The organism is Arenibacter amylolyticus, assembly GCF_002150785.1.
GTDB lineage: Bacteria > Bacteroidota > Bacteroidia > Flavobacteriales > Flavobacteriaceae > Arenibacter > Arenibacter amylolyticus.
In genome coordinates this window covers 96,065-111,020 of the sequence record NZ_MTAZ01000020.1, presented here as the reverse complement: position 1 = coordinate 111,020, position 14,956 = coordinate 96,065, and the positions used below count along the sequence as shown (strand labels likewise).

The window sequence follows — 14,956 nt, the reverse complement described above, 5'->3', positions numbered from 1 at the left end:
ATCAACCATAACTTGCCTTAAATTGAACTGCCTACTGAAGACTAGTGATTACCGATTACTGTTTACTGATGGCTGAAACAACTGCTACTGCCTACTGATGACTGTAGAAGCTTCCGCCTCTTTTTTTTTTTTTTTTGACCCATTTTAAGGAAGATAGCTTAGGAAATTAACACCTATTTTAAGGAGCTACGTAGATTATTGACTTCCATATGTCCTCCTCATGTATCTCCTTATATAGTTAAACGATAAAACCTCATATTTGTAATCGGTAAGTAACAATGCTCAGAAAATGGTAAATAAGAGTGCACAGTTTTTGGCAACAAGAATGCACAATTTTTGTAAATATAAAGAGGTTATTCCTTCTGTTCAAAAAAAGTTTTTCTATTCTCCATTCTGTAACTTTTTCCAGAGAGGTTCATTACGTCACATCGGTAGAGCAATCTATCAAGTAGCGCTGTAGCCAGCACTTCGTCATCCAGCATTCTGGCCCAATCGGCGGCCATTTTGTTTGTGGTAATGATAAAGCAGGTGTTTTCATATAATTGATTGATAAAATTAAACAAAGCTACCGCCTGGTTCTTTTCCACTGGGAAGAGCATGATATCATCAATGACAATGAGGTCGGCCTTTGTTAGCCGTTTGTAATCGGCTGTGGCGGCTCGGGTTATATCCTTCATTTTCAGCATATTTACCAGGTCTTCCATTGTTCTAAAATAGGCTTTGTACCCTTTGTCGATGGCATCGCTGCAAAGACCGGAGGCAAGCAGGGTCTTGCCCACGCCGGAGGGCCCCATCAGCATAAGATTGTAACCTTGGTCCAGCCAGTTTAGCTCCCTGAGTTGGTTCAAGCGGGTCTTTGAAACGCCACTGTTGAAGGTGTGGTCATAATGGTCCAGATCGCAGTGAAGGGGCAGCTTGGCCACTTTCCGTCTTCTTTTCACTTCATTTTGATAACGGTGTGCTGCCTCAGTCTTCAACAGGTGCAAAGTGAATTCCATAAAACCAAAGGCGTTGTCCTCGGCTTCTTTTACCAGCACCTCCAGGTTGTTGGCTATACCGGCGGTCCTAAATTTTCGACAATAATCAGTGATCTGTTCTTTTGTTTCCATATGATTGTTTTTATTGAAAGTTAATGCCCTGAAGGGGCCCTAAAGTCCTTCAGGGCGGATTGGGTCTATGATTTTTTAAGGATGAGCTCAAAATCTTCTAAGGAGCTTTTGTGGGGCCGGATGTTGGCCTTGTCCGGGATCTCACCGCTTAGCGGATTAAGCCTCACGACTTTTGTCCGTTTTTTTGGATGCTGCTCTGTGGATGCCAAGATACTTTTGAAATCTGCCGCACTGTAGATTCTATGGGACAGGCAATATCCCATCGCCTGGTTCAGATGAGCTGAAGCTGTATGCAGTGCCGTTTGCCTTATCATACTCAGCTGGTCCCTTATGTAACGGGGTTTGTCGGCTTTGATCATCTCAAGCCACTCCCGGGCCTTAGCGGGATGCGCGAACAATGCAGCCGTTTCCGCCATCATCTCCCCAATGGCAGCCTTTTTATCTCTTTTGTGATCGGTATTAACAACTTTATTCCCTCTGCCCAAAGGAATTTTGTGGCGGCAGATTTGCTTCTCACCCTACGGGTCGGTGATGATAAGGGAGGTACCTTCCACGCGTAGGGCTACCAAACTACCTTTTCCCTTATAGGTGCCCAAGGGCAGGGAATAGAAATTCCCTTTGTATGAGATGGCATTGTCCTTTCGCACCGTGTAGGTGGCGATTGTTGCAACCGGGTCCACATGGGCCCTGTAAGGCTTTAAAAAGGAACGTTCGATATTGAACTCGGTACACGGTTCTTTTTGGGTAGTGCCATGGGGCAAGCTGTTAGCAGTACGTCCAAGCCATCCCAACGCTTCATCGTTAAGGGTTTCGATGTTGTGGTAGGCCCTATTATAAAGAAAATTCTGTTTTACATACTTTACCACATTCTCTATCTTTCCTTTGCTTTGGGGATCTGCCTTGCGGCAAAAATACAGATCAAAGCCCTGGGCCCTGGTATACTTGCGAAAGGCGTCGGTCAGTACAATGTCCCCGCTGTTTTCACTCACTACAAAGACCTTGTCTTGGTCATAAACGATCTCATCAGGGATACCTCCCAGATATTCAAAGGCTTTCTCATGGGCCTCTATGGCGGTCTCCGATGTAAAGTGCCGATCAGTGAACCAGACATATTTAAAACGGGAACGCGACAGAACGATCGTAAAAAAGAAGACTTTCCCCTGGTACCGGTGGTAGTTCTCATATTGTATTCCCCAAAGTCTACCTGAGCTTGTTTCCCGTAAGGAGCCTTTTCAAGCTGCTGGAACTGTCTTTCGGTTTTGATTATGGGTAACCGGTGTTCCTTCCGGACCCACGATACAAAATTAAAGACCGTCTTTTGGGATACCAGCGGAAAATCGGGATGGCTCTCCTTTAGCCAGTCATGCATCTGGGCTGCAGAGGTATTCCTGTATTTTTCGAGGCGCTTCTTGACAAAATCCTCATAGGGAAGTAGTTTCTTCCCACGATTGGTCTGCTTGGTAAGGAATTCTTCGTATTCCGATTCGCTCATTGCCAGGTACTTTGATACCGTACGCCTATCGAGCAAAAGGAATTCACTGATCCTGCTTTTGGAATGCCCTTCACGGTGCATTCGATGGATTTCATAATAAATCATAAATTTGGCTAAATACACATTCATAGAATTGCTGGTTTTGGTGAACCGGCAATATTAGCTTTTAGACCATTTGGGCATGCCCCAAATGGTCTTTTAATTGTGTATTCATGTTGCCATTTTCTGTGTATTCCTATTTACCGAAAACTGTGCAGATTTAATTTTCGATTACAATTATTGACTTCCATATGTCCTCCTCATGTACCTCCTTATATAGTTAAACGATAAACCTCATATTAGAAGGTATGTTGTTATAAGATCTAAAAAGGTATAATCATTAGGTCCGTTAAACGGAACTTACTACGCATACAAAACATTTTCTTCCTAAATGGAGTTAATATGATAGAATCGCCTTAACGGCAAGGGTTTTTTAGGAAAGTCGTACTATTAGCATAGGGAGTTTTTGGTTGGGGTTTTAAGGCTTAATTACGTCCTCGTACTCCTTATAGAACATTTCTAACTTATTCATGGAGTCTCTTAAAAATGACATGGTCTCCTGCCAGGTGTTTTTGTTATGGATAGAAACATTAGGTAAGCTAACCCATATTCGAGAAATTTCCTTTCCATTACTCAGGATGTAGCTATCATCGAATTGGGCCTTGGGTAGGTACTCCGACGTTAATATGGTGCGTAGGGACATCAAATTTTCCCATAGCTCAATTCGCTTTTCCAAATCCTGATTTTCAATATCGAGGGAAACCATGGCGTACTTTACATCAAAAGAAAACTTAAATGAAAAGTCTTTTATATTCGTGCGATGTAAGATCCATTTCCTTGGAAACGATTTTCCAAAAGAGATCCAAAAATCTTGTCGTAATTGTTTTGCTTCGGCCTTACTGAACATTTAAAATACATATGCTATCGCAACACCTATTATAATGACCAATAGTTTGCGTAGATTAAACTGATGTGCCTGTGAGCTTTCAAATAAAATAACTGTTGAAATGTGTAAAAACACCCCTATTACTACTGCATTTAAATATACGGAATAGGTTTCCATAATGGGGAGATTTGCGGCTAATAACGTGCCTAGGGGCGTCATTAGCGCAAAAAGACTAATAAATAATATGGCGGGTACCAACTTAATTTTGGAAGCTAGTAAAAAGAAACTTAAAATAATGGCTATCGGTAGCTTATGAACCAAGATTCCATATAGAATGTTGTGGTGATTATCTATAGGTATTCCTTCCAAGACGGAATGTATGGATAAACTAATGAATAGCAGCCAAGGGAATTCTTGGTTCTCCGGGTCTATGTGGACATGTCCGTGCTCTGCCCCTTTGGAAAAAAACTCCAGAAATATTTGTAGTAAAATCCCCAACATTATGAACACCCCTACGGTTTTCGAATCAGATTCCATGTATACTTCAGGGAATAGTTCAAAAACGGTAATGGCTAATAGAAAAGCCCCACTAAAGGCCAATAAAAGCTTAAAGCCCTCTTTATTCTTGGGTTTGGTGACGTAAACAAATAGAAAGCTTAGCATAACCGCAAGAATGGGTAGTAAATAGATCATGTACGATGGGTTTGGTGTTGTACTTATTAGGGATAATTACCTAATAGGGGATAAAATTAATGTATTTTTGCGGTAATTTTAAGAGTAGGTATGAACAATAATTTTAAAATGGTAGCCAAAACCATGTTCGGTTTCGAGGAAATTTTGGCCAAGGAGTTAAAAGAGCTAGGTGCTAGTAACATAGAAGAGGGGATTAGAAGTGTGTCCTTTGAAGGGGATACCGGATTTATGTACAAGGCGAACTTATGTTTAAGAACGGCTATAAAAATTATAAAGCCTATCCATTCTTTTAAAGTTGGAAATGAAGATGATCTATATAGAAAGATCTATTCCATGGACTGGTTCAACTACTTATCTACGGATACTACCTTTGCTATTGATGCTACCGTAAATTCGGATAATTTTACCCACTCCTTATATGTATCCCAAAAAACCAAGGATGCCATTGTAGATAAATTTAGGGATACCGATGGCAGCAGACCTAGTGTGGATATTAAATTTCCAGATATGCGAATTAATATCCATATACAGAAAAATCAATGTAATGTATCCTTGGATTCTTCAGGGAGATCATTGCACCACAGGGGCTACAGAACCGCCACCAATATTGCACCTATCAATGAAGTGTTGGCTGCTGGTTTATTGATGTTAAGTGGTTGGGAAGGCCAAAGTGATTTTCTAGATCCCATGTGTGGTAGCGGTACGTTTTTAACCGAAGCCGCTATGATAGCTTGTAATATTCCTGCAAATATTAATAGAAAGGAATTCGCTTTTGAAAAGTGGCCCGATTTTGATGAAGATCTTTTCCAGAAAATTATTGATAGTAGCCTCAATAGGACGAAAGATTTTCCATATAAGATTCTTGGGTATGATAAAGCCCCCTCTGCCGTTAGAAAAGCAGGAGAGAACGTTGCAAACGCTAATTTATCGGATTATATTACCATTGAAAGAAAGAATTTCTTTGATACAGAGAAAGTGTCAGAGGGGCCTTTGCACATGGTATTCAATCCGCCTTACGGTGAGCGGTTAGATATAGAAATGGAAAATTTCTATAGCGAAATTGGAGATACCTTAAAAAGAAATTATCCAGGAACCGATGCCTGGTTTATCACCTCTAATTTGGAAGCTTTAAAATTTGTTGGACTTCGTCCTTCTAGAAGGATAAAAGTTTACAACAGTCACTTAGAATCGCGCCTAGTGAAATATGTGATGTACGAAGGAAGTAAGAAAGCTAAGTTCAATAAAGAAAAATAGGCTGTTGCCTAACATCAAATACTATTTGTACCGTGAAACCAAAAAACAAAGCCTTAGTATATAACTTTTTAGGATTTGCCATTCTGTTTATAGCCATCCGTTTCCTAGTTGGTATGTTATTAGACTTAAAGACCATTCTTCTAGCTATAATAGCAGGAGTTGTGACTATAGTGTTGGCACCAAAATTCGCTGTAGTAAAAACTCCAAAAGGAAAAAAATTGATGATGAGTTGGATTTTCCTGAAAGGGGTACGCGAATTATAGACTAATTTAACGGGGAGGTCTCTTCTGTATCGGGTTCCTCCTCCTTTTTAATTTTTTTAGCCTTTTTATAAAGTGGTAAGAAATAGGTGAGCGTGTAATTGTATCCCACACCAAATCTGCTGCCATCGGTTACCTTGTTGAATCCAGGTATCCATAAATTACGAAATCCTTCTGGTTCCTTATTGGTTATCAAATAACCTATTCTAACACTGGCACCCAAATAGATATTGGCGAAAAGTTCTGCTTTTACTCCTACCACGGCTTCCAGCCAACTGGCATTTAAGCTATTAAATTCTTTTGGATCGGTGGCGCCCACTGGAAAATCGCTGGGGGTGGTGGTAGGCGGATTTAGTTGATATTGGGGATCGGTCCAATATCTGTTGGTATCAAAAATATGGTAATTATTAAGCGTCTGACTAAAGCTGCTAAAGGCATATCTTCCTCCAACATGGATTAAATTGTGCATCCCGTACCAGTTTCCATAAGTATTATAGTCTGCTCCTAGTTTAAGGTAGCTGCCAGAAGTGGTAAAATTGTAAAGGTCCTCTTGCTTGGTGTTCTTTTCGTTTCCTAATTCTGTTGCTAAATACCAGTTATTGGTCAGGCGATAATCGGCTACAACTTCCAATCCGGTATATTCATCCTTCAAGGTAGAAATAAGCGGCTTGCTTAGGTCCAAACCCAGTCTTATCCCATAGGGATCGGTACGTTTTACGGTATCCTTAGGCTGTAGGTCTATGGGCTTTGTTTGGGAATATCCCCCAATTACCGCAAGAAATAAAAAACTACTAATGATATATTTTAACATGTGCTTCAGTGGAGTTAGCTACCAAGGGAGTTATAATTTCTATATCCTTTATCCAGTGTTCATTTTCCTGTTTTAAATCGGCCGCTAAATTGTCGAAATTGGCGATATGACCGCAGGCCCTGGATACAAACTTATCTATTCGGTCATAATTAAAGTATAGACTGTCTATGTTCCCGCCTTCCACCATAATGGTGTCTCCGGCTTGGTTTTGGGCTTCCTCATCTACAGAATTTGCGATAAAGTAAAATCCGGTACTGCTTTCCGCGACTTTCAAGGGGACGGCTATAGAATCTAAATCGGTCCTATCGGGAACGCCAAGGACTGTTACTTTTTGACCGACGCCTACGATTCGGAATTTCGGAACTTTTTTTAATTCGGTCCTATTAGCCGCGTCGTAAAACCGCACTATTAATAATGGTGTACTCCCATCTATGCAGATATCGTCTTTTTCACATCCCAAGATTCCTATTGTAGCAATTACAATAAGGGCCAAGAGAAATTTAAAGGGAAGTTTGGTGTGGTTCATTGGGATAGGGCTAATTTTTACGTTTTCTCAAAAGTACAACATTTTCCACATGATGGGTTTGAGGGAACATGTCTACAGGTTGTACTTGGACAACCTCATAGTCTTCCTTCATCAATTCTAAATCCCTTGCTTGGGTAGCACTGTTGCAACTAACATATACTACTTTCTCTGGAGAGATGTTCAGGATTTGTTGTACCACATCCTTGTGCATGCCATCCCTTGGGGGATCGGTAATGATAAGATCTGGCTTACCATGGGTGGAAATGAAGGTTTCATTGAATACATTTTTCATGTCCCCAACAAAGAAATCGACATTTGCAATATTATTTCTCTCGGCATTGGCTTTTGCATCGGCAATAGCTTCTGGAACTGCCTCAATACCAACTACCTTTTTAGCGTTCTTAGCAACAAACTGAGCTATGGTGCCAGTTCCGGTATACAAGTCGTATACCAATTCCTCTCCTGTTAGTCCGGCAAAGTCCCGTGTTATTTTGTAGAGTTCATAGGCCTGGTCCGAATTGGTCTGGTAGAAAGATTTTGCCGTTATTTTAAACTGTAATCCTTCCATTTCCTCAAAAATATGATCCCTTCCCGCATAGCAGATCACTTCCTGATCGTAAATAGTGTCGTTTTTCTTCTGGTTTACTACGTATAATAGGGCAGTTATTTCGGTAAAAGTAGCCACTAAGTGATCCATTAACAGGGAGCGCTTTTCTTGGTCTTCCTCAAAAAATTGAATCATTACCATAATTTCACCCGTAGAGGAAGTACGAATCATTACGGTTCTTAATAATCCATGTTGATCTCTAGGGTTGAAAAATGAGAGCCCATTATTTTCAGCAAACTCTTTTATTTCCAAACGAATGGCATTGGAAGGGTCTTCTTGTAAGTGACATTTTTTTATGTCTAGAATTTTATCCCACATACCAGGGATATGAAAACCTAGGGCATTTTTATCTTTAATTTCCTCCCCAGAATTTATTTCATCCAAAGTAAGCCAACGACTGTCCGAAAAGGAGAATTCCATTTTATTTCTATAGAAATACTGTTTTTTAGATCCCAAAATGGGCATGGTTTCAGGGAGGTCTAAATGTCCAATCCTACGAAGATTGTTTTCTACCTCCTGCTGTTTGTAAAACAACTGATGTTCGTAGCCCATATCTTGCCACTTGCATCCTCCGCATACCCCAAAGTGCTCACAAACCGGATCTACCCTTTTTGGGGATCGAGTATGGAAATATGTCGCCTCACCCTCAAAATAAGATTTTCTTTTTTTGGTGGTTTGTACGTCCACTACATCCCCTGGAACGGTATTGGTAAGGAAAATTACTCTTCCATCGGGAGCTTTTCCAATTGTTTTACCCTTTGCACCGGCATCAACTACTGATACCTTCTCAAAAACCTGTCGTTTCTTCTTTCTTCGCATAGCGCAAAAATAGGGGATTTTTTCAGGATTTAAACGCATTTTAAAGGAACTTTAGTCAAAGTGGAAAGCTTGTGGTTGCTGCCATCCCTGGCTGGCAGATTAAGGTGCCTGGTGTTGGCCCTTTTCCTAGAGTTGTCTAGTAATAAAGGTGTTTTAGAATAAGTTTTATGGGGGTATTAGTGATTTATGGAATCGTTGGTCTTGCCCAGATATGGAGCTGATGAACCAAAATTAACATTGTGCCCTATTTTTATAGGAAATAATGAGATTATAGAAATTTAAAATTTAGTAATTTAGCGATTCTACAAAGGATGATTTCTCTCCCCTAAGAAGGAATTGCATTAGTTTTATTTTAAATTTTTTATGTACATGTTACAACAGGAAAAAATAACATCCACAAGTGCTATCGCATTGGAAGATAAATATGGAGCCCATAATTACCATCCGCTGCCCGTTGTCCTAAGCAGGGGAGAGGGAGTGTATGTTTGGGATGTGGAAGGAAAAAAGTACTACGATTTTCTGTCGGCCTACTCGGCCGTTAATCAGGGACACTGTCATCCTAAAATTGTAAATGCCATGACGAGTCAGGCACAAACCCTTACCCTAACCTCCCGGGCTTTTTACAATGACCAGTTGGGGAAGTTTGAGAAATATGCCTGCGAAACCTTCGGCTATGATAAGCTCTTACCCATGAATACTGGAGCAGAGGCTGTGGAGACGGCTTTAAAAATATGTAGAAAATGGGCTTATGAAAAAAAGGGAGTAGCCTCTAATAAGGCAAAAATAATTGTTTGTGAGAATAATTTCCACGGACGCACCACTACTATTATCTCATTTTCCAATGATGCGGTGGCTAGGAAAAATTTTGGTCCTTATACAGAAGGCTTCCTTGCCATTGAGTATAACAATTTAACGGCTTTGGAGGAGGCATTAAAGAGCGATCCTAATATAGCTGGGTTTTTAGTAGAGCCCATACAAGGGGAGGCAGGAGTTAATGTGCCTTCCGAGGGGTATCTAACCAAGGCCAAAACACTCTGTGAAAAGTACAATGTACTCTTTATTGCCGATGAAATACAAACGGGAATCGCAAGAACGGGGAAGATGTTAGCAGTGGATCATGAAGGTGTTAAACCCGATATGTTGATCTTGGGAAAGGCACTTTCCGGTGGCGCCTATCCCGTTTCCGCTGTGTTGGCAGATGATGAAATCATGGAGGTGATAGGGCCTGGAAACCATGGAAGTACCTTTGGAGGAAACCCAGTAGGGGCAGCTGTGGGAATTGCTGCGTTAGAAGTGGTTAAAGAAGAGGGGTTGGCAGAGAATGCACATGAATTGGGAGAGCTTTTTAGGGCAGCGCTTAATAAGTTTATAGAAAAAAGTGACCTCGTAAATTCGGTGCGTGGAAAAGGGTTGCTAAATGCAATTTTGGTTAATGATTCCCCAGATAGCGAAACAGCTTGGAATATTTGTTTGGCCTTAAGAGATAATGGACTATTGGCCAAACCTACCCATGGTAACATCATTAGATTTGCACCTCCTTTGGTGATGACACGTGAGCAATTACTAGACTGTGTATCGATAATTATCAGGACTCTGGAACAATTTCAGAAATAGACCGGATACATTGATATATATTATATAGAGCCTGCATCTTCCTTGCAGGCTTTTTTTTGTTAAAGGTGAGGGGCAAGGAGTGAGAAGGGGAATTTTGGAATGTTTCTTAAAATGGTAAAAAGTATCAAAACTGTAAATATTAGTATAGGAGTTTTGGGGTGATAAACAATATCTGGAAACGTATCGGCATTCTTAATGGGGAGGTATTTTATGCTAAAATGATACGTGCCCAATAGTAGGGCCGGAATAAATAGTGCATTGTGTTTAATAGCTCCAACGAGATTCAAGTGCAAAAGATCATGCAGTGCCCGCTGGCTGCCACATCCTGTGCAGTAATACCCGGTAAATTGGTAAAACGGACAATTGGGGAAATAGGGGGAGTTGCTGGGATCCAATAAATAGTATAGGAGTACTATTCCTGAGAATAGTACTCCTATTGCAAGTATGAATAGCTTATTGTATTTTTTAGAAATCACTACCACTCAATATGCCGCCAACAATTGCAAATCCAAATATGGCAATATAAATAAGTAAGAAGAGCGCGGCGATTCCGATGCCTACAAAAGCCCATGTTTTTGCGTTCTTAGAGGCTCTTTCTGCGGCATCATAGTTGCCTTGGGCATAGGCCTCATTTACTTTGGCAGCATAAACAATGCTGACCACACCTGGGATAATACAGCAGCAAACAGTGGTGAATATCGCAAGAATTAAATAGTTACTTGGTTTGGGGCGTTGGACGTTTTCCATTAATGTATTGGTCATTGATGTTAGTTGTGGTAGGGGTTATTCAATATTCTGTAAGTAGTCTTCTAAGCGCTCTCTCATAAGCTCTTCATTTTGCAGGGCATCCCACCCAATGATAGAAATGATCCAAATGAAAAATATAGCTACCAGAATGTTTAGTACAATCCCGATAATAGATAGGGTTTTTCCCAGCTTTACATTATTGTAACCCTCATAGAGTTCAGGGGCACTTGCATAGAGTTTAGTAGCCTTATTCGCTAGTATCAACCCTACTATTCCAAAAATAAGTCCAATAATACCATAGCAACAGCAAGTTACTATAGATATGATACCGAAAACTAAAATTAGCGTTGCATTGGGTAGTTTTTGTTGTTCCATGGTTTGATTTTAATAGATTATTTGTAGCATTTTTAATATATAACTAACGATAATGATACCTGCATTTAGATATAACAGGTATAATTTAATTTTGAAGCTGTTTTTTATGTCGATAAAAAGGCTAAGTCCTAAAAACGCAATTAATAGAATAATAGTATAAATTGCAGGAAACATGTAAAAAGCGGCAACAAAATCGCCATTTAATATAAAGGATATAGCGCGTTGTATACCACAGCCAGGACAGTCTATGCCGAAAATCTGTTTATTTAAACAAGGTAACATGTAATTTTCCAACTGGAGCAAGAACATTTTAACTGCTTTTAAAGTGCTAATATAATTGTTTAAGGTAAATTACTATTATTTTTGGGCAATGAAAATGAAACGAAACTTTTATTTAATATTGATCGGAGTCGGAGCCCTAATTGCGGGGTTTGGAGATGGATTTATGGAAGAGGAAATTGCTCTAATGATAGGCTTTGTGTTGATGATGTTCGGAATTTATAAAACCACGCAATCATGGAGTATCGGGCAATCCGAGGAGCGAGATCGGGATCTAAAAAATGAGGACGATGAACTTTAAAATTGGCGATAGGGTAGAAGCTATTGACGATACCATACAAGGGGTGATCGTAAAAATTAAGGGGCAGGAAATTACGGTGGAAAGCACCGATGGATTTTTATTGAATTATGCCCCTTCAGAGCTGCTTTCCATACCGGCAAATCAGGAAATATCGGTTTCCAACTTTGAGGTTGCCCGAGTAAAAGCGGAAAAAGAAATCCCTAAAAAACGCCATAAACCAGCACCCAAACCCAAAGAACGAAATGCCCCTAAGATGGAGGTAGATCTGCATATTGAGAAATTGACCAAGACAGCAAAAAGGATGTCCAATTTTGATATATTAAACCTCCAGATGGAAACGGCAGAGCGGCAACTGGAATTTGCCATCCGTAAGCGCATACAAAAAGTAGTGTTTATTCACGGGGTAGGGGAAGGAGTGCTAAAGGAGGAGCTCTATTTTTTATTCAGAAAATACGAGCAGGTAAAATATTACGATGCCGATTACCAAAAATACGGCTCTGGTGCCACAGAAGTTTATATTTCTCAGAAGTAAGACAGGTTGTTAAATACAAACTGTCTTACTTGGTGGTAACAGTTCCAAAATTATTGATTCTTAAGTCTGTTATACGCTGATCGTTGGTTTTGTTTACCAACGATATTTCACTTAACCTAATATTGTGTTCATAGGAGGTGGTTTCGCCTTCCGTTTTAGCCGTGGTAGTAATATGAACAAATCCACCTTGGGCCTCAATCTCCTCGGTTACAATAGGGGTTGCTGGAGGAAGGGGATTGCAAAAATAATCCTTACTCACTTTGTCGGAAAAAATGCGATACGTAACCTTGGTGTTACCCGTAACCGGAATTTGAATCTCCCCATTAGATACTTCATTTTTTAAGGTGCCACTTGCTAAAGTGAGAATCAACGCCTCACTGCCCGATATCTTAAAAAATAGGGTGCTTTCTGTGGTTGGGGAGCTCCCGCAGTACTGGATGGTGCTGTCATCAAAATTGATAGTCTCAATCTGTAAGTCCCCGTCATCACAGGAATATAAGCTTATCACAAAAACAAATAATAGCAAATTTCTCATGCCTCAAATTTAATTGAAAAATAACTCATAAACCTAGAGCTTTCCCCGTATTTTGCAGGAAATTAACTTTATTTCAAGTATTTTTGCCAGATCTATTTTTAGTTTAGGAGTTTAAATAATTACAATGTTTTTTTAATGAGAAAGGTATATTTGGATAGCGCTGCCACCACACAGGTTAGACCCGAAGTAATTAAAAGAATGCAGGAGGCTTTGTCTACCTGCTATGGGAACCCTTCTTCTAGCCATAGTTTTGGTAGATCGGCAAAAACGGGTATCGAAAAGGCGAGAAAAACCATTGCAAAACACCTAAACGCCCATCCCTCGGAAATAGTTTTTACCTCTGGAGGAACCGAGGCAGATAATATGATACTGCGCTGTGCGGTAAGAGACCTTGAAATTAAAACCTTGATTACTTCGCGTATAGAGCACCATGCGGTATTGCATACTGCCTGTGAGTTAGAGAAAGAATATGGAGTGCAGCTTAAATATGTAGACTTAGATAGTTATGGAAACCCAGATTTAACACATTTAGAGGCCTTATTAAGGGATGGGGATGATAAAAAGCTGGTTAGCCTGATGCATGTGAATAACGAAATTGGAAATTTGTTGGATGTAGAGGCGGTAAGCAAGCTGTGTTTGGATCACCAGGCCTTGTTTCATTCCGATACCGTACAATCTATTGGTCATTTTCCTTGGGATTTAAAAAAGACGCAACTTCATTTCCTCACTGCCGCTGCCCATAAATTTCACGGTCCCAAAGGAATTGGGTTTGCCTATATAAAACGCAATTCTGGATTAAAGCCCTTAATTTTTGGTGGCGCCCAAGAACGCGGATTTAGAGCGGGAACGGAACCATTTCACAATATTGTAGGTTTGGAGGAAGCCTTTGTTTCGGCCTATGAAAATCTGGAGGAGGAGAAGAAATATGTTAGCGAATTAAAGCGCTATTTTATGGAGCAATTACAGCTGAGAATTCCGGGGGTACAGTTTAACGGGCTTTCCGGAGATATGGAGAAAAGTACTTATACATTGGTTAATATCCTACTTCCATTTGATCCAGAAAAAGCCATGTTGCTATTGTTTCACTTAGATATAAATGGAATTGCTTGTTCTGCAGGAAGTGCTTGTCAATCTGGTAGTGACCAAGGCTCACATGTGCTCACGGAGATACTTTCCGGAGCGGATAGAAAAAAGCCATCGGTGAGGTTTTCATTTTCTAAATTCAATACCAAGGAAGACTTGGACTATGTAATCCAAGTGTTGGAAGACTACCAAAAAGATTAATTGTCTTTTCGGTCGCGGGGACGTTCCCTGTCGTACGGGAACTTTCTAGATGCCATTTTCATCATTTTATCGATAAGGTCGGTGGTGTTTTTGCCAGATTTTTTATTGATCTGTTTTTCGTACTTCCAAAGTAATTTACCGCTGGTCCCGTCACTTATTTTAACCCCTATCCTACCGTAGTTGGCATCTCCATTAATATAGTCCATAATGCTGAATTTAGTGGGTACGCCGTTGGATAAGAGCACGTTTAGATCTAGATTGCCACTTATGATTCCGTCTACTCCCAAAATCTCGGATAGCTCCCTTACCGTATAGATGTCTATATTTTCATAGGTTATGTTTTGCTGACTCAATATGGCATTGGTATTCTTGATGTTCTGAAAGGTTACGGAGAATTTCTTTTTCTTCTTCCTTTTGGAAAAATAGGTTTCCAAAGCGTTTTGAACCTCGTAGGCTTCTTTTTCTTCTAATTGCTTTAATTCGTCATCAGAAACTTCGCCCTTTAACTGTAAGCTGGTAAGAAACGGGATGATGGCCAATGTTTGGTGAGATTTGCTTAAATCATCAAATTTGGCACTCTCGTATATATTTTTTTGGGCATTTAGGGTAAGGCCTATGAGAGCTAATAAAATGGCGAGTTTATTTTTCATCCGATGCTTCTGTTTTTTTGGATATTATTACAACCTTGAATGGGTAAGCCCAATTGATTGTAGAAATTGAGAGTGGCTTCTATAATATGTTCACACAAAAATATCATATTTTCCAAAATCTTGTTCTTAATATTCTTATAATG

Annotated in this window: 21 protein-coding genes; 6 read left to right on the top strand and 15 right to left on the bottom strand. The window is 40.0% G+C overall.

The window, feature by feature from the left end:
- Positions 1-353 precede the first annotated feature (353 nt).
- The 6 genes from istB to BV214_RS10190 form a co-directional block, all read right to left on the bottom strand.
- The gene (gene istB, locus BV214_RS10210) at positions 354-1,109 is read right to left on the bottom strand and encodes an IS21-like element helper ATPase IstB (RefSeq protein ID WP_086477401.1); all 756 of its coding nucleotides are present in this window, start codon (positions 1,107-1,109) and stop codon (positions 354-356) included.
- Between the two features lie 65 nt (positions 1,110-1,174).
- Positions 1,175-1,594 carry a hypothetical protein gene (locus BV214_RS10205; RefSeq protein WP_140157745.1) on the bottom strand — a complete coding sequence of 140 codons (420 nt, stop codon included), beginning with the start codon at positions 1,592-1,594 and terminating at the stop codon, positions 1,175-1,177.
- 33 nt (positions 1,595-1,627) lie between these two features.
- On the bottom strand, positions 1,628-2,242 hold the full coding sequence (locus BV214_RS10200) for a DDE-type integrase/transposase/recombinase (RefSeq protein WP_245806775.1): 615 nt from the start codon (positions 2,240-2,242) through the stop codon (positions 1,628-1,630).
- Positions 2,176-2,730, bottom strand: coding sequence for a hypothetical protein (locus tag BV214_RS16965; RefSeq protein WP_245806774.1), 555 nt, complete (start codon positions 2,728-2,730; stop codon positions 2,176-2,178). Before BV214_RS16965 ends, BV214_RS10200 begins: the two co-directional genes overlap by 67 nt.
- A 388-nt stretch (positions 2,731-3,118) precedes the next feature.
- Positions 3,119-3,547 (bottom strand): DUF4268 domain-containing protein, encoded by a 429-nt coding sequence (locus BV214_RS10195; protein WP_086477398.1) that lies wholly within the window; start codon positions 3,545-3,547, stop codon positions 3,119-3,121.
- A complete protein-coding gene (locus tag BV214_RS10190; RefSeq protein WP_086477397.1) occupies positions 3,548-4,219 on the bottom strand; it encodes a ZIP family metal transporter in 672 nt (223 codons plus the stop codon).
- 90 nt (positions 4,220-4,309) lie between these two features.
- Here BV214_RS10190 and BV214_RS10185 point away from each other — a divergent pair, with 90 nt between their 5' ends.
- Entirely contained in the window at positions 4,310-5,473 is a 1,164-nt protein-coding gene (locus BV214_RS10185) for a THUMP domain-containing class I SAM-dependent RNA methyltransferase (RefSeq protein WP_086477396.1), read from the top strand.
- A gap of 32 nt (positions 5,474-5,505) precedes the next feature.
- Entirely contained in the window at positions 5,506-5,736 is a 231-nt protein-coding gene (locus BV214_RS10180) for a hypothetical protein (protein ID WP_086477395.1), read from the top strand.
- 1 nt (position 5,737) lies between these two features.
- On the opposite strand, the gene BV214_RS10175 is transcribed toward BV214_RS10180, so the two are convergent.
- From BV214_RS10175 to rlmD, 3 genes are read right to left on the bottom strand one after another with little or no spacing between them, the layout of a single operon-like run.
- Complete coding sequence (locus BV214_RS10175; protein ID WP_086477394.1) at positions 5,738-6,544, bottom strand: DUF6048 family protein; 807 nt, start codon at positions 6,542-6,544, stop codon at positions 5,738-5,740.
- A complete protein-coding gene (locus tag BV214_RS10170; RefSeq protein ID WP_086477393.1) occupies positions 6,525-7,070 on the bottom strand; it encodes a DUF6452 family protein in 546 nt (181 codons plus the stop codon). The genes BV214_RS10175 and BV214_RS10170 overlap by 20 nt, the downstream gene beginning before the upstream one ends.
- Positions 7,071-7,080: 10 nt before the next feature.
- Positions 7,081-8,496, bottom strand: coding sequence for a 23S rRNA (uracil(1939)-C(5))-methyltransferase RlmD (rlmD, locus tag BV214_RS10165; protein ID WP_086477413.1), 1,416 nt, complete (start codon positions 8,494-8,496; stop codon positions 7,081-7,083).
- A 369-nt stretch (positions 8,497-8,865) separates the two neighbouring features.
- Between rlmD and rocD the strand changes: the two genes are divergently transcribed.
- Positions 8,866-10,110, top strand: a complete 1,245-nt coding sequence (gene rocD / locus BV214_RS10160) for an ornithine--oxo-acid transaminase (RefSeq protein WP_086477392.1) — start codon at positions 8,866-8,868, stop codon at positions 10,108-10,110.
- A 59-nt stretch (positions 10,111-10,169) separates the two neighbouring features.
- On the opposite strand, the gene BV214_RS17190 is transcribed toward rocD, so the two are convergent.
- From BV214_RS17190 to BV214_RS10140, 4 genes are read right to left on the bottom strand one after another with little or no spacing between them, the layout of a single operon-like run.
- Entirely contained in the window at positions 10,170-10,586 is a 417-nt protein-coding gene (locus BV214_RS17190; RefSeq protein WP_176328493.1) for a DUF2752 domain-containing protein, read from the bottom strand.
- The gene (locus BV214_RS10150) at positions 10,576-10,872 is read right to left on the bottom strand and encodes a CD225/dispanin family protein (RefSeq protein ID WP_245806773.1); all 297 of its coding nucleotides are present in this window, start codon (positions 10,870-10,872) and stop codon (positions 10,576-10,578) included. The genes BV214_RS17190 and BV214_RS10150 overlap by 11 nt, the downstream gene beginning before the upstream one ends.
- Before the next feature lie 21 nt (positions 10,873-10,893).
- On the bottom strand, positions 10,894-11,232 hold the full coding sequence (locus BV214_RS10145; protein ID WP_086477391.1) for a CCC motif membrane protein: 339 nt from the start codon (positions 11,230-11,232) through the stop codon (positions 10,894-10,896).
- A 9-nt stretch (positions 11,233-11,241) separates the two neighbouring features.
- Positions 11,242-11,514, bottom strand: a complete 273-nt coding sequence (locus BV214_RS10140) for a DUF2752 domain-containing protein (protein ID WP_086477410.1) — start codon at positions 11,512-11,514, stop codon at positions 11,242-11,244.
- A gap of 88 nt (positions 11,515-11,602) precedes the next feature.
- Here BV214_RS10140 and BV214_RS10135 point away from each other — a divergent pair, with 88 nt between their 5' ends.
- Positions 11,603-11,812, top strand: coding sequence for a hypothetical protein (locus BV214_RS10135; protein ID WP_086477390.1), 210 nt, complete (start codon positions 11,603-11,605; stop codon positions 11,810-11,812).
- Entirely contained in the window at positions 11,802-12,344 is a 543-nt protein-coding gene (locus tag BV214_RS10130) for a Smr/MutS family protein (RefSeq protein WP_086477389.1), read from the top strand. The genes BV214_RS10135 and BV214_RS10130 overlap by 11 nt, the downstream gene beginning before the upstream one ends.
- 25 nt (positions 12,345-12,369) lie before the next feature.
- On the opposite strand, the gene BV214_RS10125 is transcribed toward BV214_RS10130, so the two are convergent.
- Complete coding sequence (locus BV214_RS10125; RefSeq protein WP_086477388.1) at positions 12,370-12,879, bottom strand: hypothetical protein; 510 nt, start codon at positions 12,877-12,879, stop codon at positions 12,370-12,372.
- 135 nt (positions 12,880-13,014) lie between these two features.
- Here BV214_RS10125 and BV214_RS10120 point away from each other — a divergent pair, with 135 nt between their 5' ends.
- Positions 13,015-14,163 (top strand): cysteine desulfurase family protein, encoded by a 1,149-nt coding sequence (locus BV214_RS10120; protein ID WP_086477387.1) that lies wholly within the window; start codon positions 13,015-13,017, stop codon positions 14,161-14,163.
- Here BV214_RS10120 and BV214_RS10115 read toward each other — a convergent pair.
- The gene (locus tag BV214_RS10115; RefSeq protein WP_086477386.1) at positions 14,160-14,813 is read right to left on the bottom strand and encodes a hypothetical protein; all 654 of its coding nucleotides are present in this window, start codon (positions 14,811-14,813) and stop codon (positions 14,160-14,162) included. The two genes, BV214_RS10120 and BV214_RS10115, sit on opposite strands and share 4 nt — an antisense overlap.
- Positions 14,814-14,956: the final 143 nt, after the last annotated feature.

What these genes read in the sequence shown, in the direction of transcription:
- BV214_RS10175 (WP_086477394.1), bottom strand. Translation starts at nt 6,544, where the DNA reads ATGTTAAAATATATCATTAGTAGTTTTTTATTTCTTGCGGTAATTGGG.
- BV214_RS10185 (WP_086477396.1), top strand. Translation starts at nt 4,310, where the DNA reads ATGAACAATAATTTTAAAATGGTAGCCAAAACCATGTTCGGTTTCGAG.
- BV214_RS16965 (WP_245806774.1), bottom strand. Translation starts at nt 2,730, where the DNA reads ATGAATGTGTATTTAGCCAAATTTATGATTTATTATGAAATCCATCGA.
- BV214_RS10130 (WP_086477389.1), top strand. Translation starts at nt 11,802, where the DNA reads ATGAACTTTAAAATTGGCGATAGGGTAGAAGCTATTGACGATACCATA.
- BV214_RS10140 (WP_086477410.1), bottom strand. Translation starts at nt 11,514, where the DNA reads ATGTTACCTTGTTTAAATAAACAGATTTTCGGCATAGACTGTCCTGGC.
- BV214_RS10170 (WP_086477393.1), bottom strand. Translation starts at nt 7,070, where the DNA reads ATGAACCACACCAAACTTCCCTTTAAATTTCTCTTGGCCCTTATTGTA.
- BV214_RS10145 (WP_086477391.1), bottom strand. Translation starts at nt 11,232, where the DNA reads ATGGAACAACAAAAACTACCCAATGCAACGCTAATTTTAGTTTTCGGT.
- BV214_RS10150 (WP_245806773.1), bottom strand. Translation starts at nt 10,872, where the DNA reads ATGACCAATACATTAATGGAAAACGTCCAACGCCCCAAACCAAGTAAC.
- BV214_RS10115 (WP_086477386.1), bottom strand. Translation starts at nt 14,813, where the DNA reads ATGAAAAATAAACTCGCCATTTTATTAGCTCTCATAGGCCTTACCCTA.
- BV214_RS10190 (WP_086477397.1), bottom strand. Translation starts at nt 4,219, where the DNA reads ATGATCTATTTACTACCCATTCTTGCGGTTATGCTAAGCTTTCTATTT.
- BV214_RS10135 (WP_086477390.1), top strand. Translation starts at nt 11,603, where the DNA reads ATGAAAATGAAACGAAACTTTTATTTAATATTGATCGGAGTCGGAGCC.
- BV214_RS10195 (WP_086477398.1), bottom strand. Translation starts at nt 3,547, where the DNA reads ATGTTCAGTAAGGCCGAAGCAAAACAATTACGACAAGATTTTTGGATC.
- rlmD (WP_086477413.1), bottom strand. Translation starts at nt 8,496, where the DNA reads ATGCGAAGAAAGAAGAAACGACAGGTTTTTGAGAAGGTATCAGTAGTT.
- BV214_RS10120 (WP_086477387.1), top strand. Translation starts at nt 13,015, where the DNA reads ATGAGAAAGGTATATTTGGATAGCGCTGCCACCACACAGGTTAGACCC.
- rocD (WP_086477392.1), top strand. Translation starts at nt 8,866, where the DNA reads ATGTTACAACAGGAAAAAATAACATCCACAAGTGCTATCGCATTGGAA.
- BV214_RS10125 (WP_086477388.1), bottom strand. Translation starts at nt 12,879, where the DNA reads ATGAGAAATTTGCTATTATTTGTTTTTGTGATAAGCTTATATTCCTGT.
- istB (WP_086477401.1), bottom strand. Translation starts at nt 1,109, where the DNA reads ATGGAAACAAAAGAACAGATCACTGATTATTGTCGAAAATTTAGGACC.